23 protein-coding genes are annotated in these 23,318 nt (G+C 74.3%); 15 read left to right on the top strand and 8 right to left on the bottom strand.

Annotated elements, in window-relative coordinates; genetic code table 11:
- Positions 1-57 precede the first annotated feature (57 nt).
- The 5 genes from ACQEVU_RS10750 (at position 58) to ACQEVU_RS10730 (ending at position 3,434) form a co-directional block, all read left to right on the top strand.
- A complete protein-coding gene (locus ACQEVU_RS10750; protein WP_433322576.1) occupies positions 58-543 on the top strand; it encodes a hypothetical protein in 486 nt (161 codons plus the stop codon).
- Positions 543-1,142, top strand: a complete 600-nt coding sequence (locus tag ACQEVU_RS10745) for a hypothetical protein (RefSeq protein ID WP_433322575.1) — start codon at positions 543-545, stop codon at positions 1,140-1,142. The genes ACQEVU_RS10750 and ACQEVU_RS10745 overlap by 1 nt, the downstream gene beginning before the upstream one ends.
- 50 nt (positions 1,143-1,192) lie before the next feature.
- The gene (locus tag ACQEVU_RS10740) at positions 1,193-1,840 is read left to right on the top strand and encodes a dihydrofolate reductase family protein (protein ID WP_433322574.1); all 648 of its coding nucleotides are present in this window, start codon (positions 1,193-1,195) and stop codon (positions 1,838-1,840) included.
- A gap of 345 nt (positions 1,841-2,185) precedes the next feature.
- Positions 2,186-2,401: a hypothetical protein gene (locus ACQEVU_RS10735; RefSeq protein WP_433322572.1), complete on the top strand. Its 216-nt coding sequence runs from the start codon at positions 2,186-2,188 to the stop codon at positions 2,399-2,401.
- A 46-nt stretch (positions 2,402-2,447) separates the two neighbouring features.
- Positions 2,448-3,434: an AraC family transcriptional regulator gene (locus ACQEVU_RS10730; RefSeq protein WP_433322570.1), complete on the top strand. Its 987-nt coding sequence runs from the start codon at positions 2,448-2,450 to the stop codon at positions 3,432-3,434.
- Between the two features lie 167 nt (positions 3,435-3,601).
- Here the strand turns inward: ACQEVU_RS10730 and ACQEVU_RS10725 are convergent, their stop codons facing one another.
- Together ACQEVU_RS10725 and ACQEVU_RS10720 are read right to left on the bottom strand one after the other, a co-directional pair.
- The gene (locus ACQEVU_RS10725) at positions 3,602-3,958 is read right to left on the bottom strand and encodes a hypothetical protein (protein WP_433322569.1); all 357 of its coding nucleotides are present in this window, start codon (positions 3,956-3,958) and stop codon (positions 3,602-3,604) included.
- A gap of 34 nt (positions 3,959-3,992) precedes the next feature.
- On the bottom strand, positions 3,993-4,424 hold the full coding sequence (locus ACQEVU_RS10720) for a DUF2267 domain-containing protein (RefSeq protein WP_433322568.1): 432 nt from the start codon (positions 4,422-4,424) through the stop codon (positions 3,993-3,995).
- Between the two features lie 163 nt (positions 4,425-4,587).
- Here ACQEVU_RS10720 and ACQEVU_RS10715 point away from each other — a divergent pair, with 163 nt between their 5' ends.
- A complete protein-coding gene (locus ACQEVU_RS10715; protein WP_433322567.1) occupies positions 4,588-5,820 on the top strand; it encodes a hypothetical protein in 1,233 nt (410 codons plus the stop codon).
- 48 nt (positions 5,821-5,868) lie between these two features.
- On the opposite strand, the gene ACQEVU_RS10710 is transcribed toward ACQEVU_RS10715, so the two are convergent.
- Together ACQEVU_RS10710 and ACQEVU_RS10705 are read right to left on the bottom strand one after the other, a co-directional pair.
- Positions 5,869-6,702, bottom strand: a complete 834-nt coding sequence (locus tag ACQEVU_RS10710; RefSeq protein WP_433322565.1) for a class II glutamine amidotransferase — start codon at positions 6,700-6,702, stop codon at positions 5,869-5,871.
- A 202-nt stretch (positions 6,703-6,904) separates the two neighbouring features.
- Complete coding sequence (locus ACQEVU_RS10705) at positions 6,905-7,693, bottom strand: LPXTG cell wall anchor domain-containing protein (protein ID WP_433322564.1); 789 nt, start codon at positions 7,691-7,693, stop codon at positions 6,905-6,907.
- A gap of 160 nt (positions 7,694-7,853) precedes the next feature.
- On the opposite strand from ACQEVU_RS10705, the gene ACQEVU_RS10700 reads away from it, so the two are divergent.
- Positions 7,854-8,600: a CHAT domain-containing protein gene (locus ACQEVU_RS10700; protein ID WP_433322563.1), complete on the top strand. Its 747-nt coding sequence runs from the start codon at positions 7,854-7,856 to the stop codon at positions 8,598-8,600.
- A 22-nt stretch (positions 8,601-8,622) separates the two neighbouring features.
- Here ACQEVU_RS10700 and ACQEVU_RS10695 read toward each other — a convergent pair whose 3' ends face one another.
- Positions 8,623-8,829 (bottom strand): hypothetical protein, encoded by a 207-nt coding sequence (locus tag ACQEVU_RS10695; protein ID WP_433322562.1) that lies wholly within the window; start codon positions 8,827-8,829, stop codon positions 8,623-8,625.
- A gap of 148 nt (positions 8,830-8,977) precedes the next feature.
- On the opposite strand from ACQEVU_RS10695, the gene ACQEVU_RS10690 reads away from it, so the two are divergent.
- Complete coding sequence (locus ACQEVU_RS10690) at positions 8,978-12,856, top strand: BTAD domain-containing putative transcriptional regulator (protein ID WP_433322561.1); 3,879 nt, start codon at positions 8,978-8,980, stop codon at positions 12,854-12,856.
- A 27-nt stretch (positions 12,857-12,883) separates the two neighbouring features.
- Positions 12,884-14,233, top strand: a complete 1,350-nt coding sequence (locus tag ACQEVU_RS10685; protein WP_433322560.1) for an FAD-binding oxidoreductase — start codon at positions 12,884-12,886, stop codon at positions 14,231-14,233.
- A 7-nt stretch (positions 14,234-14,240) separates the two neighbouring features.
- On the opposite strand, the gene ACQEVU_RS10680 is transcribed toward ACQEVU_RS10685, so the two are convergent.
- From ACQEVU_RS10680 to ACQEVU_RS10670, 3 genes are all read right to left on the bottom strand, one after another.
- Complete coding sequence (locus ACQEVU_RS10680; RefSeq protein ID WP_433322559.1) at positions 14,241-14,960, bottom strand: polysaccharide deacetylase family protein; 720 nt, start codon at positions 14,958-14,960, stop codon at positions 14,241-14,243.
- On the bottom strand, positions 14,957-15,697 hold the full coding sequence (locus ACQEVU_RS10675; RefSeq protein WP_433322558.1) for a glycosyltransferase: 741 nt from the start codon (positions 15,695-15,697) through the stop codon (positions 14,957-14,959). The genes ACQEVU_RS10680 and ACQEVU_RS10675 overlap by 4 nt, the downstream gene beginning before the upstream one ends.
- A 257-nt stretch (positions 15,698-15,954) precedes the next feature.
- Complete coding sequence (locus ACQEVU_RS10670) at positions 15,955-16,530, bottom strand: hypothetical protein (protein ID WP_433322557.1); 576 nt, start codon at positions 16,528-16,530, stop codon at positions 15,955-15,957.
- A gap of 80 nt (positions 16,531-16,610) precedes the next feature.
- Between ACQEVU_RS10670 and ACQEVU_RS10665 the strand changes: the two genes are divergently transcribed.
- The 6 genes from ACQEVU_RS10665 (at position 16,611) to ACQEVU_RS10640 (ending at position 23,316) form a co-directional block, all read left to right on the top strand.
- Positions 16,611-18,008: a sensor histidine kinase gene (locus tag ACQEVU_RS10665; protein WP_433322556.1), complete on the top strand. Its 1,398-nt coding sequence runs from the start codon at positions 16,611-16,613 to the stop codon at positions 18,006-18,008.
- Positions 18,005-18,646 (top strand): response regulator, encoded by a 642-nt coding sequence (locus ACQEVU_RS10660; RefSeq protein ID WP_433322555.1) that lies wholly within the window; start codon positions 18,005-18,007, stop codon positions 18,644-18,646. Before ACQEVU_RS10665 ends, ACQEVU_RS10660 begins: the two co-directional genes overlap by 4 nt.
- Before the next feature lie 176 nt (positions 18,647-18,822).
- Positions 18,823-19,080: a hypothetical protein gene (locus tag ACQEVU_RS10655; RefSeq protein WP_433322554.1), complete on the top strand. Its 258-nt coding sequence runs from the start codon at positions 18,823-18,825 to the stop codon at positions 19,078-19,080.
- Positions 19,080-20,384 carry an alpha/beta hydrolase gene (locus ACQEVU_RS10650; RefSeq protein ID WP_433322552.1) on the top strand — a complete coding sequence of 435 codons (1,305 nt, stop codon included), beginning with the start codon at positions 19,080-19,082 and terminating at the stop codon, positions 20,382-20,384. The genes ACQEVU_RS10655 and ACQEVU_RS10650 overlap by 1 nt, the downstream gene beginning before the upstream one ends.
- Positions 20,381-22,564: a bifunctional lysylphosphatidylglycerol flippase/synthetase MprF gene (locus ACQEVU_RS10645; protein ID WP_433322551.1), complete on the top strand. Its 2,184-nt coding sequence runs from the start codon at positions 20,381-20,383 to the stop codon at positions 22,562-22,564. The genes ACQEVU_RS10650 and ACQEVU_RS10645 overlap by 4 nt, the downstream gene beginning before the upstream one ends.
- On the top strand, positions 22,561-23,316 hold the full coding sequence (locus ACQEVU_RS10640) for an esterase/lipase family protein (RefSeq protein ID WP_433322550.1): 756 nt from the start codon (positions 22,561-22,563) through the stop codon (positions 23,314-23,316). The genes ACQEVU_RS10645 and ACQEVU_RS10640 overlap by 4 nt, the downstream gene beginning before the upstream one ends.
- The last annotated feature ends 2 nt before the right edge of the window (positions 23,317-23,318 follow it).

The following is a 23,318-nucleotide window of genomic DNA, read 5'->3' as shown; positions in this document are numbered from 1 at the left end:
GGAGGTCGCGGCGCCGAGCGGACGGCCGCACACCGGCGGATCCCTACCGTCGACAGCATGACAACGACGAACGCAACCACCCGGGGATCGGGACCGCGCCCCGGCTCGGCGGTGCGACTCCTGCGCCGCTGGCCCTGGCGGTCCTCCGGGATCGCCGGCGGCGTCGGACTCGCGCTGATGCTGCTGCTCTACGCCGGAACGCCCCTGCGCGGCATCGCCCTGGCCAGCGCAACCAACATGGCAACGGTACTGTTCTTCCTGGTCGGCGGGGTGGTGCTGGCCGCGGCCGCCGGCACCGGTCCCTGGCCGTGGCGGCTGCTGGCCCGCCCGTTCACCGTCGCGCTCGTGCCGGCGTTGTCCTGCTGGTGCGTCATCGTGGCGCTCCGCGTCGCCATTCTCACCGGCGAGCCGTTCGCCGAGACGGTACTTCACGACGGCTTCGGCCGGGCGGTCGTGGTGTACCAGGCGGCCGTGCTCGCCGGCCTCGTGGCCGGCGCGCTCCGCTGGGTCGCGAGCCGCCTCACCGCGCTGCGGGAGGGCTGATGCGCCGGCTGACCGGCATCGTCGCCGGCGCGTGCCTCGTCGCCGCGCCCACGATCCAAGCGCTGTCCACGTACTTCTGGAACGACGGCTACCAGGGCGTCAACACCGGCACGCTGCTCATCCTGGCCACCGTCTGCTGGATCGTCGGCCTCACCGCCGTGTTCCGCTCGATCGAGGACCGGGTGCCGCGGTACACCGCGATCGCTCATCCCCTCGCGATGTACGGCTGTGTGGGCGGCGCCGCATTCGCCGTGCAGGGCATGCAGGAGGAACTGTTCAACGCCGACCACGTCGAGGCCGTCCGGCTGCTCGGTGAACACCCGTCCGCCGCGTTCCTGGCGTTTTGGGTCGCCGGCGTGCTGTTCCCCACGTCCGTCTTCGTCCTCGGCGCGGTCCTGACCCGAATCCGCGCCGTACCGGTCCCGGTCGGCCTGCTGACCTGCGCGGGCGCGTTGGCGTTCCCGCTCAGCCGCATCCCCCGGGAACCGGGCCTGGCGTACGTGGCCGACCTGCTGCTCCTGCTGCCGTTCGCGTACCTCGGCATCCGCCTCGCCGCCCAGGCACTCGGCACGCGGGCGCGGCAGCCGGCCACCCCATGAGACCGAAACACCGATCCCCCACCGGCACGACACTCAGTCAAGGAGAGAGCATGGAGCTCACCGTTCACACCTTCATCAGCCTCGACGGCGTCATGCAGGGACCCGGCGGCGCCCAGGAGGACACGAGCAACGGCTTCGACCGCGGCGGCTGGCTCGTCCCGCACAGCGGCGCCGGCCAGCTGACCCCGATCGACGCGTGGTTCCGCAAGGCCGACGCCGTCCTGCTCGGCCGCACCACGTTCCAGATGATGCGCGGCTACTGGCCGCAGGTGACCGACCCGGACAACGCCGTGGCCACCGTGCTGAACACGGGGCAGAAGTACGTCGTGAGCAACACCCTGTCGGACGCGGACTGGGGCAAGACGACCGTGCTGCGCGGCGACGTCGTCGAACAGGTGCACCGGCTCAAGGAACAGCCGGGCGGCGAGCTGCAGGTGCACGGCAGCTGGCGCCTGGTGCGCACGCTGCACGACGCCGGGCTCGTCGACGTCTACCGGCTGATCGTGTTCCCCGTCGTGGTTGGCGACGGCAAGCGCCTGTTCGCGCCGGGCGCCGTGCCGGCCACCTACCGGATCACCGAATCCGAGGCGATGGCGGGCGGGGACGGCGCGGTCGCGCTCAGCTTGCGCCGGACCGGGTTCGGCACGACGGGCACCGGCGAGTTCGTGGTCCGCGACGGCAAGGAAGCCATCGCCTGAACCGTACCGCTCAACCGCGGAGCACAGCTCGGCGCCCGCGTGCGCGCGCTCACCGTACGATGACGCGCGGTCGTTCCTACGCCCGGCCGCGCGCCACCAGCAGCCGTGCGTCGCTTTCGGCACCCAAACGTAGATCCACTCGGCACCCTCGGGGCTTGTTCCGCATTTTCAACATCCTTGACGTGCCTTGCTCGTCCGACTGGCCCGTGCGGATCGTCTGACCGGATCGACCTGCCCGTGACCACGTCAACCGGCTCACGTCTGCGTGAACCGGCTCGCCGCGCATGCTCCGCCAGGCGATCGTTGACTGCGTTACGCCCCGCCAGAACAGATTGGATCCGGCCCGTGTCCGCCGCCGTTTCCCAGACGCTGATCCTCGCCGAACGGGACTACATGTTCGGCGCCGGGACCTTGCGGCTCCGCGTCGAGAGCGTGTCCACCCACCGGTTCATCCAGGACAATGACATGTGGGTAATGGTCGAAGGGGTCGAGATCGGATGGGACGGGGCACCGCGCGACCAGCGCCAGGTGGCCGTCCGGGCGTCTGAGCTGAGCCGTTGATGCAACACTGCCCGGCACCCATCGGTACCCGGTACCCTGCTCAACAATGTATGTCTTAGATCGTGCGGAGCGGCCGATCGGCGCGCGCTCGATGACCACCGCCGACGTCGACGAGGCGCGGGTCACCATCAGCACGTACTTCTACCCGACCTTCCTCGACGTGCTCGGGCCCGCCGCCGATCTGTCGGCCCGGTTCGAACTGGTGGCGTCGGGGCCGGTGACGATCGGCGACATGCGCTTCGGTGTCGACGTGGGTATGCGGTTCGGCGAACTGGGCGCATACCACGTCGACCTGCCGTTGACCGGCGAGCTGTGGTGGCGGCAGGGCCGGCGGCCGGCGGTCGCCACGCCGGCCACCGCAGCCGTGTTCCAGCCCGTGGGTGACACCATTCTCGAACGGTGGCACGCAGACTGCCGGCTGCTGGCCGTCAAGATCGACCGATTGGTCCTGCAAACGCAGCTGGCGAGCCTGCTCGACGCCCCCGTCCGAACCCCGGTCGCCCTGGACACCGAGTTCGACGTATCCTCCGGGCCTGGCCGCACCTGGGCGGGGCTGGTGCGGGTGCTCGCAGCGGAGTCCCGCCTCTCCGGCGGTCTGCTCGGTCATGCCGGGCCCGCCGAGTACCTCCAGCAGAGCGTGATCGCCGGCCTGCTGGCGCTGGCGTCGCCGCAGTACCGAGAAGCGGCTGGGCCGGGCATCCGCGGCTGGGCGCCCCGCACCGTCAAGCGCGTCGTCGAGGCGATGCACGCCCGTCCCGCGTACCCGTTCACGATGGCCGCGCTCGCCGAGATCGCCGGCGTCAGCGCCCGCGCGCTTCAGGACGCGTTCCGCCGTCACGTCGGGACACCGCCGATGACGTACCTGCGCGAGCTGCGGCTGGCCAACGCACACCGGGAGCTGCACCGCGCCGGGCCGGAGGAGACCACCGTCGCGCAGGTCGCCTACGCCGCCGGTTTCGCTCACCTGGGCCGGTTCGCCGCCGCCTACCGCGCCCGCTACGGCGTCCCGCCGTCACAGACCTTGCGCGACTGAAGCTCGTGAAGGCTACGACCGCGCGGCGGTGATACGGCGTGACGTGGCCGTTGGCTCACGCAGGCGGATGCGGCGACAGCGGCCGGCACCTTGGCGACTTCCCGCAGGCACTCACCCATCTGGCCCTCATCAACGCCCCTGATCGCCGCGGGCCGGAAATGTGCCGGTCAGCGCATGCGCAGCGCGTCGAGCATGCCGTGCAGATGCGCCACGGCGGTCTCGACGTCGACGTAGTGCTGCTGGGCGGCGCGGACCTCCGCCGACAGCACGCCGCAGCGGTGGACCGCAGAGAAGTCCCCGTACGGAAAACGGTATCGGGCCTTGCGCTCCTGCGGCACCCCAGGATCGATTCCGAGGTGCCAGCGGCCGTACTCGACCCAGCCGTGCTCCTCGATGAACGCGTTCTCCTGGCGCGCGGAGGGCTGGTGCTCGCTCCACGCGTCCCGGTCGTCGAGCACGGACCGCCCCGCCTCGATGAGCTGCCTGGCGTGCCGGTATCCGGCGTCGTTGAGCGTGACCGCCATCCGCCTCGCCTCCTTCGGTCGGTGCCGCGGCCCGTCAAGGCATCACGGCGGCGAGCTGCTTGGGCATGCTGGCCTTGATGTCCGCCCACTCGGCCGCGGTGCCGAAGCGCTTCAGCGCGTTGAGCACGACGGTGATGAGCTGCTCGATGCCGCCCTCGACGTCGAACGGGAACTCCCGCCGCACCCGCGCCTCGAACTCCGCGCGGTGCATCTTCACCGGCACCCGGCTCGGATCCCAGCCGTCGTAGTAGATGCCGCGCACCAGCATCGGCAGCTGCGCCGCGAGTTGTGCAGACTCGTCGACCGGCAGGCGGTCGCGCAGCGCGTGCAGCACCGCTCTGAGCGCGGCGTACGACTGGGTGCGCCGTGTCCTGGGCCACCCGAACTCCTGCTCGATGTCGTGCAGCAACCGGTTCGTCTTGTCCACGGTGGCGTCGAATGAGTCGTAGCCCGTACCGCCACTCATCTGGTCCTCCTCCGGTAGGTAGAAGCGGCCATTACCCCGCCAGGGCGCGGCCATGCGAACGACACGGCCCAGCTCAGCTCCGGCTCATCGATGACCTCGCCGGCTGGTAGCTGTACGCCGCCTCCCGGACCGACTCGTCGCCCGGTGGCGCGATACCGGCGGTGTGAGGCGGCAGGCGCGGTTAGGCGTTACCGATCCGGGTAGTGGTCTGGGTTCGCTACGCGACCTGCGCCGGGCTGTCCCACACCGGAGGGACTTTCGCATGATCTCCCAAGACGTCGTCAACCGCATCATCCGGTTCCACGGTGGCCGCTTCCCGGTGATCTCGATGTATCTGGGCATCGGGCCGGACAAGTCCGCCCGCAGCCAGGTTGCGAGCCTGCTGCGCCAGATCGAACCGCTGAGCGAGGACCAGTCGCTGGACCACGACGTGCGGCTGTCGGTCCGGACCGACCGGCAACGCATCGAGGACCTCGCCCGCGAGGAGCGGCTGCAACCTGGCGGGCTCGGCATCTTTGCCTGCAGCGGCAACGGACTGTTCGAGCAGGTCTCGCTGCCCCGGCCGGTCCGGGATCGCATCGTGGTGGACGCGAAACCGTGGGTCCGCCCGATGCTGGCGGTCCTCGACGAGTACCACCGGATGTGTGTGGTGCTGGTAGACAAGGCCTGGGCACAGGTCTGGGAGCTGTATCTGGGCGAGATTCGGGAGATCACGCAGATCAAGGACCCGGCGCTGCGCAAGCCCGACTTCGCTGGCGGCATGGCAGAGTACCGGGTTCGCAACAAGGCCGACGAACTGAGCAAGCGCCACTACCGACGGGTCGGTTCCGTGCTCGACGAACTGCTGCGGACCGAACGCTTCGACGTGGTCGCCCTCGGCGGGCATCCGCACGAGATGACGGCCGTCACCGGGTTCCTGTCCCGCGACGTGGCAGCCCGGGTGGCCGGGACCTTCGCCGTTGACCCCGACACCGCGACAGTGGCCGACATCCGGCGCAGCGCCGAGGCCGTCATGGACCGCTACGAGCGCCACGAGGAACAGCGGCTGGTCGACGAGATCTTCGAGGCGGCCGCGGAGGGCCGGCCCGCCGCGATCGGTCTGGAGCCGTGCCTCTGGGCCGGCTCCGTGGCCGCAGTACAGCACCTGGTGATCGACGACGGCCCGGCCGTTCCCGGTGTTGTCTGCGACGAGTCCGGCTGGCTGGGCGCCTCCGGCCGGCAGTGCCCGCTGTGCGGGCAGCCCACCCGGGAGACACCGGACGTTCTCGACGAGCTGGCCGAATTCGTCGTCGAGGAGGGCGGCGCGGTGAAACATGTCGCGGACAACTCGCAGCTGCGCTCGCACCGTGTCGCGGGGAAACTGCGCTTCCCGCTCCCTCCCGCCCCACAACTCTGAGCCGCGCCGCTCACCCCCGCAGAGGGTGTCAAACCCCCATCGCCGGCGTCATCTCGGCGGCTCCGGCCGGAAGGCGTGGATCACGTCCTGTCCGCCCGCGATAACGCTGTACGTCGACTCCGGCATCTCGTTCCAGACGCCCGGCAGGTCGACCAAAGGTTCGGAGACGATCAGCCGGGACCCGTCCGACACCAGCCCGAGCGTGGGGATCTCCGGGTGGAGCATGCGCAGGCAGCGCGTCTCGGTGCTGTAGAACAGCGACCGCGATTGGTGCCGCGTGGAGTACCGGAACGCCCAGACCGTCGATCCGTCGGACGTGGCGACGGTCATCTGTACCGGGTCCGCGACATCGTGCCGGAGCGCGACGGCTTCGACGAATCCGACCATGCGGGCCACCGCGCCGGGCGGGTCGTCGCGCAGGCCGAAGGTGAGCGCCAGGAAGAACATCAGTTCGGAGTCGGTGGATCCTTCAATCGCGGGGAAGAACTCGGGGTCGACGGCCAGCATGAGGTCGCGTTTCAACGTGGCGAACCGGGCGATGGAGCCGTTGTGCATCCAGAGCCACCGCTCGTACCGGAACGGGTGGCAGTTGGTCTGCTGGACCGCCGTTCCGGTCGAGGAGCGCACGTGCGCCAGGAACAGCGGCGAACTGACATGGGCGGCCAGCTCGCGGAGGTTGCGGTCGCTCCACGCCGGGCTGACGGACCGGAGCAGCCCGGGGACGTCGCCCACGCCGTACCAACCGACGCCGAACCCGTCGCCGTTGGTGGTGTCCACGCCGAGGCGGGCGTGGCGACTCTGGTCGATGAGCGAATGGTCCGGCCTGTAGAGCATCTCCTCGAGCAGAAGTGGTGAGCCCGAGTACGCCAGCCACCGGCACATCGCCGCCTCCGCCCATCATCGTCCGTACGACACGAGTCTGTCTCGGCACCGTCCCGCCCTGTCGGCCCGGCGGAGGATTCGTGGGATGAGACGGCTATGGGACGTTGATGCGGTTCGACCTTGTGGATCGCATCGATACCCGGACGGCACGGGTCAGGCCGCGGCAACGGCGCGGCCTGACCCGTTATGAGACAGCCTCCGGTTACTCCGAGTCCGGGCCGGCGCCGGGGTCGGCCACGAACGCCGGACGCAGGCGACGGCGGCGGATGGTGAGCAGGGCGGCACCGGCGGCGACGAGGACGGCGCCGGACGCCACCATGCCGGTCACGGCGACGCCGGTCACCGGCAGGCCGCCACCATTGGTGGGCGGCACGGCGGGCGTCGTCGAGGGACCGTCCGTGGGGGGAGCCGTGCTGCCCTCCACGGTGCCCGAGTGGCTCGGCGACGGGCTGAGGGAGCTCCCCGGGGAGACCGAGACCGAGGCCGACGGCGAGGTCGACGGCGACACGGACGCGGACGGGGAGGTGCTGGCCGGGGTGCCGACGCAGGTGTGCGTCAGGTTGAAGTCCTTGGCCTTCGTCGCGGTGTTGTCGACGACGGCGGTGCCGTTCAGCAGGGTCCAGCCGGCGGGGACGACGACCCATGCCTTGCTGGTGCCGTTGGTGGTGATGCCGTCGGGGTACGCGTCGGTCGAGTCCGGCACGGCGATCGCCACGGTTGTCCCGCCGGTGTCGCGGAACGACAGGGCCAGGCTGACGAACTTGGCGTCGTTGCCCGGCAGTACGAAGACGAAGCCGTCCGAGGAGCCGCCGCGCAGGGCCGAGGGGATCTGGTCGCAGCTGTGCGAGGAGAAGCCGGCCGCCGTGGTGTTGCGGTGAGCGGAGTGTAACGGAAGCGTGGCCGAGGCGGCCGCCGTGCCGCCGAACAGCAGCACAGCCGTCGCGGCGGCGGCGGTCGCGGCGGCGCCGCGGGCGAGGATATGGGTCAGCACAGGGGGAATGCCTCCGAGTAAGAAGGGTGCAGATTGCGGCGCAAGCAGCGGCGCGGGGCGGCGGGGTGTTACAGGTGGGGCGGATGTGACGATGGGTGCCCGGGTGCGGACGGGCTGATACCTTGGCGGGCAATCGTGGCGCCGTAGTTGGGAGGCAACCGTGAGCGATGCCGGGCCGCGCGGTGAGCCGGCGAAGCGGGACGCCGTGCCGCATTCCGTGCAGAACGTCCACGCCAGTGGGGACGGCAGCGTCGCCATCGGGGTCATGAACGGTGGGGCCGTCTTTCACCAGGCGGCGGCGCCGGCTCGCAGCGCGGCCGGCAGGCGCATCCGGATCCTCATGCTGGCGGCCAACCCCGAGCCGACCGCCCGGCTGGCGCTCGACGTCGAGGCCCGCGAGATCAACGAGAAGCTGCGGCTGGCGCAGGACCGGGACGGCTTCGACCTGATCACGCGGTGGGCGGTGCGGCCGGACGATCTTCTGCAGGGGCTCAACGAGCACCGGCCGCACATCGTGCACTTCAGCGGGCACGGCACGAGCGCCGGGGAGATCATGCTGGCGGGCGCCGGTGGGGGGCAGCAGCCGGTCGCGGCGGAGGCGCTTGCGGCGGTGTTCCGGGCCACTGTGGACAACGTGCGGGTCGTGGTGCTCAACGCGTGCTACTCCGCCGTCCAGGCCGAGGCGATCGGGCGGCACGTCGACTGCATCGTCGGCATGCGGGCGCCGATCCACGACCGGTCGGCGGCGATCTTCGCCGCGGCGTTCTACTCCGCGCTGGGGTTCGGACGGTCGGTCCGGCAGGCCTTCGACCAAGGGGTGGCCGCCCTGATGCTCAACGGCATGCCCGACCACGACGTGCCGGAACTGGTCGTCCGGGCCGGCGCCGACGCGGACCGGCCGGTCTGAGGCGGCGGGCTCAAGCCGCGCCCTATCGAGGGATGCCAGCATCCGGGGCAGACCACGACGAACGTTCGCCGCGGCGCCCGGCCGCCGTGCCGACGACGCCGGCGATGAACTCGCCCACCGCCCGGTCGACGACGTCCCCGCTCGCGCCCAGCCGCGCCACGAGCGCGCGCAGGTCGCCGTCAACCGCGCCCGCAACGGCGTCGACGGAAGTCGTGATGGCCAATGTCATGGCTCCGGACGCGCAGGTCAAAACCCTTGATCCACGCTCCACCGCCCCTCGAGCCGGGCTCGATCGGCGGCTCCTCGTCCGTTCGGGGCGGCGTTGCAAGATCCTCGGACGAACCGGCGGCGGGACCCGGGCGGTTAAGGTGGCCCACGTGGCGCGCCTCGAGTTCCGGATCCTCGGCCCGATCGAGGGCCGGGCGGCCGACGGCGCCCCGATCGACCTCGGCGCGCGCAAGCAGCGGGCCGTGCTGGCGATGCTGCTGCTCGAACCGGGGCGGGTCGTCTCCGTCGACCGGATCGTCGCGGGGCTGTGGAACGGCGAGGCGCCGGCCAGCGCGACCGGGACGCTGCAGGCGTACGTCTCCCAGCTGCGCCGCGCGCTGGAGCCCGACCGCCCGCCGCGCACCCCGCCGGCCGTGCTGCTCACCCGCGAGCCCGGATACCTGCTCGCGATCGACGGCGACCAGGTCGACGCGGTGCGCTTCGCCGCCGGCGTCGAGGCGGCCCGCACCGCCCTCGCGCGCGGCGACCTGGAGGCGGCCGAGCGCGACCTGAACGCGGCGCTGCGCGAGTGGCGCGGCGCGGCCCTCGCCGACGTGGCCGACGAGGCGTTCGCCGCGGCCGCCGTCGCCCAGCTCGACGAGCTGCGCGACGGTGCGCTGGAGGACCTGTCCGAGGTCCAGTTGGGCACCGGGCGCACCGCCGCGGCGATCGCCGGGGCGCAGGGTCTGCTGGAGCGGCACCCGTTCCGGGAGCGGTCGTGGCGGCATCTGATGCTTGCGCTGTACCGGGAGGGGCGGCAGGCCGAGGCGCTGGCCGCCTTCCGCCGGGCCCGGACGGTGCTCGACGAGGAGCTGGGGCTGCCGCCGGGGCCGGAGCTGCGCGCGCTTGAAGCGGCGATCCTGCGCCACGACCCGTCGCTCGACGCTCCTTCGGCCCCGGGGTCCGCTGATTTTTCGATAAGTCGGGCGCTCCGCGCCACGACTTATCGCCTTTATCGCCCGGCGGGGGAAAAATCGGATATGTCGTGGCACGGAGTGCCCGACATATCCGGAGGGTCCGGAAGCTCCGCGATCGACGGAAGCGGCCGCGGGCCCGGAACCAGCGGAAACGACGGGAGCAGCCGAGCGCCGGGAAACAGCGGAAACGACAGGCCCGACCGAGGCCCTGCAACCGGCGGAGACGGCGCAGACGAGGAAAGCCGGGGACCAGGCCGAGGTCCAGCAAGCGGAGACGGCCGATTCCCCGGCAGCAGCGGACACGGCGGACTCGGCCGAGGGCCCGCAGGCAGCGGAGACGGCGCAGACGAGGGAAGCGGCGGACCGGGCCGAGGCGCTGCAAGCAGCGGAGACGGCCGGCTCCCCGGAAGCGGCGGAAGCGTCGCGAGCGGCGGAAGCTTCGAGCGTTCCGGCGACGGCCGTAACTTGCAAAGTGCCGGAAGTGGCCAAAGCCCGCAAAACACCCGAACCGCCGGAAACGGGCGAGCTCATGAGCACGGCGAGCCGCTCGTCGGGCGGCGCGCCGAAGAGGCGCGCATCCGTGAGCGCGTCGAGCAGGCCGGAGCGGGAGCCGGCGGCGTGCTGCTCGTCGCGGGCGAGGCCGGCATCGGCAAGAGCCGCCTCGCGGAGCGGGCCGCCGAGCTCGCGGCCGAGTACGGGATCGCGGTGGCCTGGAGCCGCTGCGTCGAGGCGAGCGCCACGCCGGCGTTCTGGCCGTGGGTGCAGGTGCTGCGGGCGCTGCCGCCGACCGGCGACGGGCAGCGCCTGCTCGACGTCCTGGCCGGGCGGGGCGAGACGCCGTGGCGCTCCGAGGACCCCGACACGGCGCTGTTCCACCTGCACGAGGCGGTGGCCGAGACGCTGCGGGCGCACGCCGAGGCGCGGCCGGTGCTCGTGGTCGTCGACGACCTGCACGCCGCCGACGCGTCGTCGCTGCAGCTGCTGGCCCACCTGGCGCCGGCCCTGCACCGGCGGCCGATCCTGGTGCTGGGCACGCTGCGGCCCGAGGCGGCCGACGCCGACCCGGCGCTGCGCGAGACGCTCGCGCTGCTGGCCAACGAGCGCGGCGCCGAACGGCTGCGGCTGGACGCGCTGACCGCCGAGGACATCGCCGTGTACGCCGGGCGGGCCGCCCCGGTCGCGCAGGCGCTGCTGGAGCGCACCGGCGGCAACCCGTTCTACCTCAAGGAGCTGCTGCGGCTGCTGGAGGCCGAGCACCCGGACGGGTGGGGCGACGCCCAGGCCGTGACCGGGACCGGGGTGCCGGAGAGCGTGCGCGACGTCATCGGCCGCCGGCTGTCCCGGCTGCCCGAGGCGACCCGCGCGATGCTGGAGACGGCGGCGGTCATCGGCCGCGACGTCGACCTGCTCCTGCTGGAGGCGGCGACCGAGGACCGCACCGCCGGCGGCCACGAGCTCGTCATGGCGGCGCTGGAACCGGCGGTCGCGGCCGGGGTGCTGCTGGAGGTACCGGACGGATGGGATTATCGCTTCTCGCACGCCCTCGTCCGGGACGCCGTCTACGGCGGGCTGAGCCGGCTGCGCCGGGCCCGGCTGCACCGGCGGGTCGGTGAGGCGCTGGAGGCGTACGACCGGGCCGAGGACCCGGCGTCGCTGGGGCGCCTGGTGCACCACTTCACGATGGCCGCGCGGCTGGGCGTCGCCGACCGGGCCGTGCGCTACGCCACCCGGGCCGCCGAGCTGGCGATGGCCCAGCTGGCGTACGACGAGGCCGCCCGCTTCCTGGAGCTGGCGCTGGGCGCGCTGGACCCGACCGGCCCGGGGGCGACCGGGCGGCGCGGGCGCCTGCTGGTGCAGCTCGGGGTGGCCCGGCGGGCCGCGGGCGACGTCGCCGGCACCCGCGCCGTGCTCGACGAGGCGCTGACGCTGGCCCGCGGGCTCGGCGACGACGAGCTGGCGATGGATGCGGCGACGCTCTTCGGCGGGGTGACGCTGTGGACGTGGCGGCCGTACCTCGTCGCCGACGAGCGGATGATCGGCATCCTGCGCGACCAGCTGGCCCGCCTCGACCCGGCCGACGGCGCCCGGCGCGCGGTGCTGCTCGGCACGCTGGCCGTGGAGCTGTACCACCACCCCGACCGCGAGCAGGGCCTGCAGTACGCCGCCGAGGCGGTGCGCCTGGCCCGCGAGCTCGGCGACCCCGAGCTGCGCTGGCGGACGCTGAACAACTACTGGAACGTGGCCTGGGCCCCGCAGCACGAGGCGGAGCGGCGGGCCGTCATCGGCGAGATGCTCGCGATCGAGCCGCTGCCGCGCACCGTCGAGGTGACCGCGCGGCTGCACCGGATGATGCTGGAGGCCGGCGACGGCGACGTCGCCGGGTTCGACGCCGACCTGGCCCGGTGCGTGCGCCTGGCCGAGGACATCCGCACGCCGGTCCTGCCCGCCCAGGTCGGCTACGCGCGGGCCGGCCGCGCGGTGCTGGCCGGCGACTGGAGCGCCGCCGAGCGGCTGGCCGACGAGGCGTTCGCCCTGCAGGAGCACACCAGCCTGTGGGGCACCCACTGGATCCGGCTGGTCCTGCTGTACACCAGCCGGCGCTTCCAGGGCCGCCCGGGCGAGCTGGTCGAGGAGCTGGTCCGGCGGGCCGACGAGCCGTTGCTGGAGCTGCTGCGCCCGACCGCGGTGCTGGCCGCGTGCGAGTCGGGCCAGGAGGACCGGGCGCGCGCCCTGGTCGAGCGCTGGGGCACCGCCCGCGAGCGGCTGTGGTGCTGGGAGTTCGTGGCGATGCAGTGGGCGCTCGTCGCCGCGCGGCTGGGCACCCCCGATCCGCGCGAGCTGTACGCCGAGATGCTCCCCTACGCCGAACGCTTCTGCACCCTCGGCTCGTCGTGCGCGACCTGGGGCACGCTGGACTTCGCGCTCGCCGCCCTCGCCGAGCGGCTGGGCGAGCCGGCCGCGGCGCTCGAGCACGCCCGGCGGGCCCTGGCCGCGCACCGGCGGCTCGGCGCGGCCCACCTCGTGGCCGCTAGCGAGGCCCAAGTCGCCGCCCTAGCGGTCGCCAAGTCCTGACCAACCGGCGTGCGGCACGGTGACCGCATGACCATCTCACTGAACTCTCTGCCGGCGATCGCCGGTCCCGTGTTCGTTCCCGGCGACGAGGGCTTCGCGGCCGAGATCGCCGCCTGGAACGTCGCCACCACCCACGAGCCGCTGGTCGTCGTCGGCGCCACCGGGCCGCAGGACGTCGCGGCCGCCGTGCGCTGGGCCGGCACGCAGGGCCTGCCGGTCTTCGTGCAGGCCACCGGGCACGGCGCGGTGCGCCCGGCCACCGGCGGTGTGCTCATCACCACGAGCCGGATGCGCGACGTGTCGGTCGACCCGCTCACCCGCCGGGCCCGCGCCGCCGCGGGCGTGCGCTGGTCGCAGGTGATCGAGGCGGCCGCGCCGCACGGCCTGGCCCCGCTCAACGGCTCCTCGTCGCAGGTGGGCGTGGTGGGGTACACCCTGGGCGGCGGCGCCGGCCCGCTCGGGCGCCGCTTCGGCTTCGCCGCCGACCACGTCCGCTCCATCGAGATCGTCACCGCCGACGGCGCGCTGCGCACCATCGACGCCGACCGCGAGGCGGACCTGTTCTGGGCGGTGCGCGGCGGCAAGGGCAACTTCGGCATCGTCACCGCGATCGAGTTCGACCTGTTCGAGGTCGACGGGTTCTGGGGCGGCGGCATCTACTTCCCGGGCACCCACGCCGCCGAGCTCCTGCACGCGTACCGCACCTGGTCGGCCGGCCTGCCGGAGGAGATGAGCACCTCGGTGGCGCTGCTGCGCCTGCCCCCGCTGCCCGAGCTGCCCGAGCCGCTGCGCGGGGCGTTCGTGGTGCACCTGCGGGTGGCCTACCTGGGCTCGGACGAGGACGGCGCGGCGCTGCTGGCGCCGATGCGGGCCGTCGCGCCGGCGCTGATCGACGACGTGTCGCGGCTGCCGTACGCGGCCGTCGACGCCGTGCACCGCGACCCGGTCGACCCGATGCCCTCGCGCGAGCGCGGCGTGCTGCTCGGCGAGCTCACCGCCGCGACCGTGGACCGGGTGCTCGACGCGGCCGGGCCGGCGGTGGACGTACCGCTGGCCATGGTGGAGCTGCGCCACCTGGGCGGCGCGTTCGCGCGGACGCCGGCCGTCCCCAACGCCGTGAGCGGCCGCGGCGCGCAGTACTCCCTGTTCGCGATCGGCCTCGGCCTGCCGGATCTGGTTCCGGTGGTGGACGCCGCGATCGACCGGGTGCTCACGGTGGACCGGCTGCCGAGCGGCCTGCTCAACTTCTCGGGCGAAGCGGCGCCGGAGGCGCTCCTGGCCAACTGGGCGCCGGCCGACCGGGACCGGCTTCTTCGGGTCAAGCACGCCTACGACCCGACCAACGTGTTCTGCGGCGGCCAGGCGATCGTCGCCTGACCGCCGCCTACGCCTGGTACGCGGGGACGCCGAGCAGCTCGTCGACCGTGACGAAGCGGTAGCCCCGCGCCAGCAGGCCCCGGATCGTCTCGCGCACGGCGACGACCGTCTCGGCGCGGTTGCCGCCGCGGCTGTCGAAGCCGTCGTGGAAGATGAGGATCGAGCCCGGCCGCGTCTTGGCGACGGCGCGGCGGGCCATCCGCACGCCCGAGGGCTGGAACACCTCGAACGCGTGGCCGAACTCGCCGGCCACGGGGTGCAGGCCGTCGCGGCGCAGCATCCGCAGCAGGGACGGCCGGCGCCACAGCCACGGGGTGCGGGCCAGCGCCGGCGTCCGGCCGAGGACCCGGGCCAGGATCCGCTGGCTCTGCTCGACCTCGCGCTCGAACGCCCGCGGCCGCAGGTAGGTGCCGAACCGGTGGGTCAGCGAGTGGTTGCCCACGACGTGCCCGGCGCCGACCGCGCGCACGGCGACGTCAGGGTGACGCTCGACGCACTGCCCGACGTGGAAGAACGTCGCCCGGACCTCGTGCTCGGCGAGGATGTCGAGGATCTGCGAGGTGTACGGCTCGTTCGGGCCGTCGTCGAACGTCAGTGCGACGACGCGTTCGGAGTCCGGGCCGCGGTACGGGTAGTCGCGCGCGGTCGGCGCGAAGGGCGACATCAGCAGCCAGTACGCGAAGGCGAGCGCGGCCGCCAGCGCCAGCAGCCCGGCCAGGACGGTCATCGCGCCGCCTCACGGAACGCCGGGGCGGACCCGAGTACGCGGCGTCCCGCGACGCGGTTCACCGCGTAGGTCAGCAGGTAGTGCACCGAAAGGCTCACGAAGACGTTGTACGCGAACCCGCGGGCGAGGCGCCGGCCGGAGGTGTAGGTCGGGTTGCCGTGGTCGTAGACGACCCGGCCCTGCTGCCGCAGCCGGCGCAGCTGGTCGAGCTCGTCGCCGCCCTGCGTGAGGGTGGTGTCGTAGCCCGTCCAGGCCTCGCGGCGGAAGGCGATGTTGGTCGCGCTGGCGTACACCGCGCGGCCGGTCATCCGGTAGGCGCCGTTGACCGCACCGAACAGCGCCCGGGCGTACACCTGGCCCCAGCGCGGCCCGTCGGCGTACCGGCAGGGCCCCACGACGGCCACGATGCGCTCGTCGGCGCGGAACCGCGCGTCGATGCGGCTGAGCCAGTCCTTGCCGTAGACCGTGTCGGCGTCGGCCGAGACGACGATCTCCCCGAGCGCCGCCTCCGTCCCCCGCTGCCGGGCGTTGCACACGCCGGGCACCGGCTCGGCCACGACGCGCGCCCCGAGGTCGCGAGCGATGCCCGCGGTGTCGTCCGTGCAGTTGTTGTCGACGACGATCACCTCGTACTCCCCGTCGAAGTCCTGCTTGCGCAGCGACAGGAGCGCGTCGGTGACGTAGTCGGCCTCGTTGAAGCACGGGATGACGATGCTGAACCTGGGCCTCTCTGACATGCGATGAGTCTTCAACAGCTGATCTACCGAATCGATCCGGAAGTCCCCCTATTTCCATCGGGGGCTTCCCCCCGACCCCGCGGTGGGACAACCCCGAGGCACGGGCCCGCCGCCGGGTGCGGCGGGCCCACTGCCGCGGGTCAGCCGCGGGTCAGGTGCCGTACGACCTGGAACTCCCCGAGCGAGTCGCCCCACTGCGTCGCGCACTGGGTGCAGTTCACCCGTCTGATCTGTCAATGCCCGCCCGCGAGGCGGCGCTACGCCGCGGCCCGGCGCGGGAGCACGATCATGAACGCGACGTACAGCGCGACCAGCAGCAGCGGGCCCGGCCCGATGGCGAAGAACGACCCGAGCAGCCACACCACGGGCCAGAGCCCGAGCATCCACCGCGGCACCAGGCCCGAGCGCCACGAGCCGGCCGCGAGCAGCCCGAGCGCGATGAGCGTGAGGAAGGAGCAGAGCACGTACGTGGGGCCCCAGCGCAGCTCCTCGCCGGCGAGGACCGAGGCGGCGCACTGGACGCCCAGCTCCGCGCAGGCGGCCGCGTTGAGCCAGGTGCCGACGGCGCCGAGCGCTCCGTCCCGGCCGTGCTGCAGCCGGTGTACCGCGAATGCATGCACGATGCCGACGATCGCGATCGGCACGCCGGCGGCGGTGTACCAGTAGTCGGCGGCGTACTTGAATACGCCGCCGTCGACGGTGGTGAAGAACGTGGCGACGATCGCGAACAGGATCAGCGTGAGGATACCGATGCCGAGCGCGACCTGGTCGACGCGGACCAGCCTCGCGTCGGCGGAACGGGAGCCGGTGGCGTTTACCGTGGTAGTGGTCATGGCCCAGGACGGTAGGCAGCGGCGGCGGCCGGATCGTCGCCCCGGCGGGCGAACGGTGCTCGTCCCGCCGGGGCCGGACGGTGCGGGCCCGGCGGGCGCGGCTGGCGGTGCTGCGCGAGCAGCGCGGGCGGATCGAGCGCGAGCAGCGGGCCAACGCGCGCTCGGCGGTGCTGGCCGAGCGCCTGCACATGCTGGAGCGGCTCCGGCCGACGCTGCTGCACGGCCTGCGCGCCCTGTCCGACGGGGCCGAGTCCGGCGCGGACCCGGCCGCGGTCGAGGCCGGCGCCCGGGAGCTGCTCACCCGCACCCGCGAGGAGGTGGTCGCGCTGAGCGCGCCGGCCGGCGAGGCCGGACCCGCAGCGCCGCCCGTCGCCGACCACCTGCCGGCGCTGCGGGCCGCCGCCCAGCCCTGGGTGGTGCTCGCCGCGGGCGCGATCGCGGCCGGCCTCGCCGCGGAGTCGGTCGGGGTCCTGGCCGTCCCCGCGGCCGGGTGGGTCGCCGTGCTCGCGAGCGTCGCCGTCGGGCTGCCGCTGGTGGTGGGCTGGCGGTGGCCGGTGCCCGCGGCCGCGCTGGCCTGGCTGGCCGCCGCGGCGTACTCCCGCCTCGGCGCGCCGCTCGTCGAAACCCTGTCGGAGGCCGGGCTCGTGTTCGTCACGTCGTTCCTGGCCGGTGCCCTGTCGCGGCGGCGGATGGCGGCGGTGGGCCTCGTCGTGTGCTGGGCCGGCCACGCCGCCACGGCGGCCAACCCCGAGATCCTCGGCGACGAGGCGGCCGTGCTGGTGTTCTGGCTCGGCGGCCTCGCGGTCAACGAGATGAACCGGCTGGTCGAGCAGACCCGGGCCAACAACGAGATCCTCGCCGGGCAGGAGGCCGCGGCGGCCCGCCGGGCGGTCGTCAGCGAGCGGGTCCGCCTGGCCCGCGAGCTGCACGACGTGATCGGCCACAGCCTCACGGTCGTCGCGCTGCAGGCCGGCGCCGCCCGGCGGCTGTCGGCCACCGACCCGGCCCGGGTGCCCGCCGTGATGCACACGATCGCCGCGGCGGCGCGCGATGGCCTCGCCGCGCTGGAGCCCACCGACGCCGAGCCGGACCTCGTCGCGATCATCGAGCAGACCCGCGCCACGGGCCTCCCGCTCGACACGGACGTGACGGACCTGGCCGCCCTGGCCCCGCCGCAGCGCGCCGTCGCACTGCGGGTCATCCAGGAGGCGCTCACCAACGTGCTGCGCCACGGACCCGGCTCGCGGGCCACGGTCGCGGTGCGCCGCGACGGCGAGCAGGTCAGCGTGCGCGTCACCAACTCGGCCCCGGACCGGCCGGGCAGCGGCCCCGTGATGGGTCGCGGGCTGGCCGGCATCCGCGAGCGAGTCACCGCCGCCGGCGGCCGCGTGAGCTGGGGCCCCCGCGCCGACGGCGGCTTCGAGGTGCGCGCCGTGCTGCCGCTGCCCGCGCCGGCGGACGCGCAGGCCCGGGCATGATCCGCGTCGCGATCGCCGACGACCAGCCACTGGTGCGCGGCGGGCTCCGGATGATCCTCGAGGGCGAGGCCGACATCGCGGTCGTGGCGGAGGCGGCCGACGGCGCCGAGGCGGTCGCCCTCGTCGCGGCCCACCGGCCGGACGTGCTGCTGCTCGACGTGCAGATGCCGGGCGTCGACGGCCTCGCCGCGATGCGGCAGCTCGCCGCGCGGGACACGGCCACGCGCGTGCTGATGCTGACGACGTTCGACCTGGACGAGTACGTCTACCACTCGATGCGCGCCGGCGCCTCGGGCTTCCTGCTCAAGGACATGCCGGGCGAGGACATCGTCGCGGCGGTACGCCAGGCCGCCCGCGGCGCCGACTCGTTGCTGGCCCCGTCGGTGACCCGGCGGCTCATCCGGCAATTCGCCGCCGCGCCGCCCCGGCCGGCCACCGCCGAGCTCGACCGGCTGACCGCCCGCGAGATCGACGTGCTGCGCCTGCTCGGGCACGGCCTGTCCAACGCCGAGATCGCCCGCGAGCTGTTCATCGGCGAGACGACGGTGAAGACGCACGTGGCCCGCGTGCTCATGAAGCTCGGCCTGCGCGACCGCGTCCACGCGGCGATCGCCGCGCATCAGGCCGGTCTGGTCTAGCCGGCCCCTCGTCGCCGGCGGCGGTCGCGGCCCGGGCCGGCCGTCGCCGTGCGTGACGACGATTTCGGGGATCACGTCCCGGAACGCTCGGTCCGCGCCCCGAGTCTGGAAGGAACCGTTTGGCGCCCTTGTGTCGTCTATCAACGAGAACTTCCCGACGGGGGCGAGGGGACGACATGCGAACACGGACCGTAGCGGCGCTGCTCGGGGCCGTCGTGGCGCTGGGCATGGGGGTCGACCTCGCAGGCGGCGCGGGCAGCCTGCCGCAGCCGGCGCTCGTGCGCACCGACAACACGGTGCCGGCCTGCGTGCGGGCCTCGACGGTGGCCGAGCTGCACGGGCACCGGCTGCGGGCCGACCCGCGGCGGCACCGGCAGTGCCGCAGGCGACCGCCGTCGCCGGGGGTGCCGTCCGGGCGGGCCGGTCGCCGGTGATGGCGCCGCTGGAGTGGTCGCTGCTGCACGGCAAGGTGCCGATCGCGACCGGGATCGCGGCCGCGGCCGGGATGGGGTGGCTGCTGTACCGGGCGGCCCGCGGGCGGGTGCGCCGCGGGCTGGTCGCCGGCGGGGCGGCGGTGACCCTCAGCGCGGCCGGCGGGTGGTGCGTCGACCACGTCTGGCGGCCGTTCCCCGATCCCCTGCCGCTCGCGGTACTCGGCTGGGTCGCGTTCGGGCTCGCCGGCGCGGGGCTGGCGATCGTGTGCTGGCCGAAGGCGGGCTGGCGGCGCCGCGGTACCGCCGTGCTGGCCGCGGCGGCGACCGTGCTCGGCGGGGCGCTCGCGATCAATGCGCTGTACGGGCAGTACGGCACGCTGCGCTCGGCGCTCGGGCTGCGGCCCGCCAACCAGATCGGGATCGACGACGTGGCGCCGCACGCGCGCCGCACCGTCGAGGCGGGGCCCGACCGGCCGCTGGCGCAGGTGTGGCACCGGCCGGCCCGGCTGGCCGACGCCGGGCGGCTGCTGAGCGCGTCCATTCCGGGCCGGCGGTCGGGCTTCGCGGCGCGGCCCGCCTGGGTGTACCTCCCGCCGGCCTACCTCGCCGCCGAGCGCCCCGTGCTGCCGGTCCTGGTCCTGCTCTCCGGGCAGCCGGGCAGCCCGCGCGACTGGATCGACGGGGGCCGCGTCGACCAGGTGATGGACCGCTTCGCCCGCGATCACGACGGGCTGGCGCCGCTGGTGGTGATCCCCGACGCGCTCGGGTCCCTGATGGCCAACCCGCTGTGCCTCGACTCGCGGCTCGGCAACGCCGAGACGTACCTCAGCGAGGACGTCCCGGCGTGGGTCCGGGCACACTTCGACGTCGACCCGAGCTTCCGGCACTGGGCCGTCGGCGGGTACTCCTACGGCGGCACCTGCGCCCTGCAGCTCGGCGTGCGCCGCCCCGACCGGTACGCGACCCTGCTCGACATCTCCGGCCAGAGCGAGCCGACCCTGGGCGACCGGGCCGGCACCGTGAAGGCGGCCTTCGGCGGGGACGCCGCCGCCTTCACCCGCGTCAACCCGCTCGACATCATGGCCGCGCAACGCTTCCCGGACACGGCGGCGCTGGTGGTCGCCGGGCGGGACGACAAGGACTACGGGCCGCAGCAGCGCACCGTGCGGGCCGCGTGCGAGCGCGCCGGGATGGCGGTGCAGTGGTGGGAGCTGCCGGGCGGGCACACGTGGGAGGTGTGGGGCGCGGGGCTGGTCGTCGCCGTGCCCCGGCTCGCCGTACGGATGGGCATCACCGCGTCATGAGAGCCGTGCTGCTGGGCGCCGCGGGCCTGCTCATCGTCACGGTGGCGCCGGACGGGCCGCTGGCGGTCGGGCCCGCGCCGGCGGCGATCGGGCTCGCCATGGCCGGGACGGCCCGGCTCGGGCCGCTCTGGCGCCGGCGGCTGCGGCTCGTGGCGTTCGCCGCGCTCGTCATGCTGCTGCTGTACGCCGGGCGGCCGGCCCACCTCGCCGCGTTCCTGGCCGCCCTGGCCGGGCTGGCGCTGGGGCGGCTGCTGCGGCGCGGCGATCCGCCGGTCGCCGCGCCGCCGACCCGGCCCGAGATCCGGGTGCAGCTGGCCCTCGTGGTCGCCGCCGGCGCCGTCGGGCCCGTCGTGGCGACGCTGATCGCGCGCCCGGAGGGGCCGCTCGCGCCGCTGCGGTACATCGTGCTCGCCCTCCCGCCCGCCCTCGCCGACGCGAACGCGGCCTGCGGCGACCCGGAGGAGCTCGCCGAGCAGTGCCACGCGATCCTGGCCCAGCTGCGCGACGCCGGGCTGGGGCCGCTGCTGCTGTCGGTCCTGCCGGCCGCGCTGCTGCTGCTCGCCGCCGAGGGCCTGCGGCGCGGGCGCCGCTTCGCGCTGCGGCTCGCCGTGCTGACCAACCTCGCGCTGGCCGGGCTCGCCGCCCGCGCCTTCGGCCTGGTACCGCGGCCCGGCGCGCCCGGGGACCTCGCGGAGACGGTGTCCGTGCTCGCCGCCGTGGGCCAGCCGCTGCTCGTGGCCGGGCTGCTGCTGGCGTGCCGCCGCCACTTCCCGCTGGTGCCGGCGCGGCGGCGGTACCGGGCGCTGTGGCTGCTCGGCGCGGGCGGGCCGGCCCTCGCCGCCGTGGCCTACCTCGTGGGCGGCTGCCTGCTGCGCCACCAGTTCGACCCGGCGCCGACCCCGGGGCAGCTGCTGGCCGACCTGCCGCTGCGGTTGCTGCCGGTCGGGTACCTCGACCTGTTCCCGCCCGCCTTCGTGCCCCGCGAGGCGCCGGCGCGCGTGCTGCACGGCTGGATCGGCACGGCGGCGTGGCTCGCGCTGCTGACCGCGATCGCGCGCACCTACCTCGGCGACGAGCCGGCGCCGGCCGGCGGCGACCCGGACCGGGCCCGGCGGCTGCTGGTCGAGCACGGCGGGGACGCGCTGTCCTACATGGTCACCTGGCGCGGCAACAGCTACTGGTTCAGCGACGACGGGCGCACGATGCTGGCGTACCGCGTCATCTCCTCCGTCGCCCTGACCCTCGGCGGGCCGGTCGGCGACCCGGCCGCGCGCGCCCCCGCGCTCGGCGAGTACAGCCGGTACTGCCTGGAGCGCGGCTGGACGCCGTGCTTCTACGGCATCACCGAGCAGTGCGCGGAAACGCTGCGCGAACACGGCTGGGGCCTGGTCCAGGTGGCGCAGGAGTCGGTCCTGCCGCTGGCCGGGCTGTCCTTCCGCGGACGGGCCTGGCAGGACGTGCGCACCGCGCTCAACCGGGCCCGGCGCGACGGGATCGAGGCGCGCTGGTGCCGCTTCAACGACACGGCACCGGAGATCGCCGCGCAGGTGCGGGAGCTGTCCGACGCCTGGGTCGGCGCCAAGGGCATGCCGGAGATGGGGTTCACCCTCGGCGGGCTGGACGAGCTGCGCGACGACGAGGTGCGCTGCCTGCTGGCCGTCGACCGGGAGGGCCGGGTGCACGCCGTCACGAGCTGGCTTCCGGTGTACGGCGGGGGCCGCGTCGTCGGCTGGACGCTGGACCTGATGCGCCGCCGCCCCGACGGCTTCAACGGCGTCATGGAGCTGCTCATCGCCACCGCCGCGCTGCACTGCCAGGCGGAGGGCGCGCAGTTCCTGAGCCTGTCGGGGGCACCGCTGGCCCGCGGCACCGCGGCGGCGCCGCCGAGCGGGCTGGCCCACCTGCTGGACCGGCTGGGCGGCGCCCTCGAGCCGATCTACGGGTTCCGTTCGCTGCTGGCGTTCAAGGCGAAGTTCCAGCCCGAGCACCGGCCGCTGCTGCTGGCCTACCCCGACCCGGCCGCCCTGCCCACGATCGGCAACGCGGTCACCCGCGCGTACCTGCCGCACCTCACCCTGCCGCAGGGCCTGCGCCTGCTGAGCCGGCTGCTGCGCGCGGCCCGCCCCGCCGAGCCGGCCCGGCGGACCGCGGGAGCATCCCGAGGTACACATGGGGCATGAGTCCTCGACGCCGGGTCATGTTCGCGGTGCTGGCCGCGATCGCGGTGCTCGCGGCGGGCGGCGTGGCCCTGCGGGCGGTCCTGCGCCACGGGCCGGCCCGCACGCCGGCCCAGGACCGGCCCGGCGCCGTCCTGCTGGTGCCCGGCTACGGCGGCGGCACCGACGGCCTCGACCGGCTCGCGGCGGCCATCCGCGCGACCGGCCGGACGGCGAGCGTGGTGGCCCTGCCCGACGGCGGCACCGGTGACCTGGCCGGGCAGGCCGACGCGCTCAACGCGGCGGCGGACGCGGCCCTGCGCCGGGCGCCGTCGGTCGACGTGATCGGCTACTCGGCCGGCGGGGTGGTCGCCCGGCTGTGGGTGCAGCGCCACGACGGGGTGCACAAGGCCCGCCGGATCGTCACCCTCGGCTCGCCCCACCAGGGTGCCCGCCTCGCCGCGGCCGGCGCGGCCGGGCTGCCCGGGGCCTGCCCGGACGCCTGCCAGCAGCTCGCGCCGGGCAGCCGGCTGCTGGCGCAGCTGCACTCGCCGGTGCCGACGCCGCCGCAGTGGCTCAGCATCTGGACCGAGCAGGACCAGACCGTGGTGCCGCCGGACTCCGCCCGGCTCGCCGGGGCCGTCGACGTCGACATCCAGCAGGCCTGCCCCGGCCGCACGGTCGGCCACGGCGACCTGCCGACCGACGACTACGTCACGGGGCTCGTGCTCGACGCCATCGGCACCAACCCGATCGGGCCGGCGCCGCCCTGCTGATC

Source organism: Dactylosporangium sp. CA-139066 (assembly GCF_050936175.1).
In the GTDB taxonomy this organism is placed as follows: Bacteria; Actinomycetota; Actinomycetes; order Mycobacteriales; family Micromonosporaceae; genus Dactylosporangium.
Note: the sequence above shows the minus strand (reverse complement) of the source record. Positions and strands in the feature narration are given on the sequence as shown.

Coding starts and splice junctions, on each gene's coding strand:
- ACQEVU_RS10750 (WP_433322576.1), top strand. CDS start 58: ATGACAACGACGAACGCAACCACCCGGGGATCGGGACCGCGCCCCGGC.
- ACQEVU_RS10745 (WP_433322575.1), top strand. CDS start 543: ATGCGCCGGCTGACCGGCATCGTCGCCGGCGCGTGCCTCGTCGCCGCG.
- ACQEVU_RS10740 (WP_433322574.1), top strand. CDS start 1,193: ATGGAGCTCACCGTTCACACCTTCATCAGCCTCGACGGCGTCATGCAG.
- ACQEVU_RS10730 (WP_433322570.1), top strand. CDS start 2,448: ATGTATGTCTTAGATCGTGCGGAGCGGCCGATCGGCGCGCGCTCGATG.
- ACQEVU_RS10725 (WP_433322569.1), bottom strand. CDS start 3,958: ATGGCGGTCACGCTCAACGACGCCGGATACCGGCACGCCAGGCAGCTC.
- ACQEVU_RS10720 (WP_433322568.1), bottom strand. CDS start 4,424: ATGAGTGGCGGTACGGGCTACGACTCATTCGACGCCACCGTGGACAAG.
- ACQEVU_RS10710 (WP_433322565.1), bottom strand. CDS start 6,702: ATGTGCCGGTGGCTGGCGTACTCGGGCTCACCACTTCTGCTCGAGGAG.
- ACQEVU_RS10695 (WP_433322562.1), bottom strand. CDS start 8,829: ATGACATTGGCCATCACGACTTCCGTCGACGCCGTTGCGGGCGCGGTT.
- ACQEVU_RS10685 (WP_433322560.1), top strand. CDS start 12,884: ATGACCATCTCACTGAACTCTCTGCCGGCGATCGCCGGTCCCGTGTTC.
- ACQEVU_RS10680 (WP_433322559.1), bottom strand. CDS start 14,960: ATGACCGTCCTGGCCGGGCTGCTGGCGCTGGCGGCCGCGCTCGCCTTC.
- ACQEVU_RS10675 (WP_433322558.1), bottom strand. CDS start 15,697: ATGTCAGAGAGGCCCAGGTTCAGCATCGTCATCCCGTGCTTCAACGAG.
- ACQEVU_RS10670 (WP_433322557.1), bottom strand. CDS start 16,530: ATGACCACTACCACGGTAAACGCCACCGGCTCCCGTTCCGCCGACGCG.
- ACQEVU_RS10660 (WP_433322555.1), top strand. CDS start 18,005: ATGATCCGCGTCGCGATCGCCGACGACCAGCCACTGGTGCGCGGCGGG.
- ACQEVU_RS10655 (WP_433322554.1), top strand. CDS start 18,823: ATGCGAACACGGACCGTAGCGGCGCTGCTCGGGGCCGTCGTGGCGCTG.
- ACQEVU_RS10650 (WP_433322552.1), top strand. CDS start 19,080: ATGGCGCCGCTGGAGTGGTCGCTGCTGCACGGCAAGGTGCCGATCGCG.
- ACQEVU_RS10645 (WP_433322551.1), top strand. CDS start 20,381: ATGAGAGCCGTGCTGCTGGGCGCCGCGGGCCTGCTCATCGTCACGGTG.
- ACQEVU_RS10640 (WP_433322550.1), top strand. CDS start 22,561: ATGAGTCCTCGACGCCGGGTCATGTTCGCGGTGCTGGCCGCGATCGCG.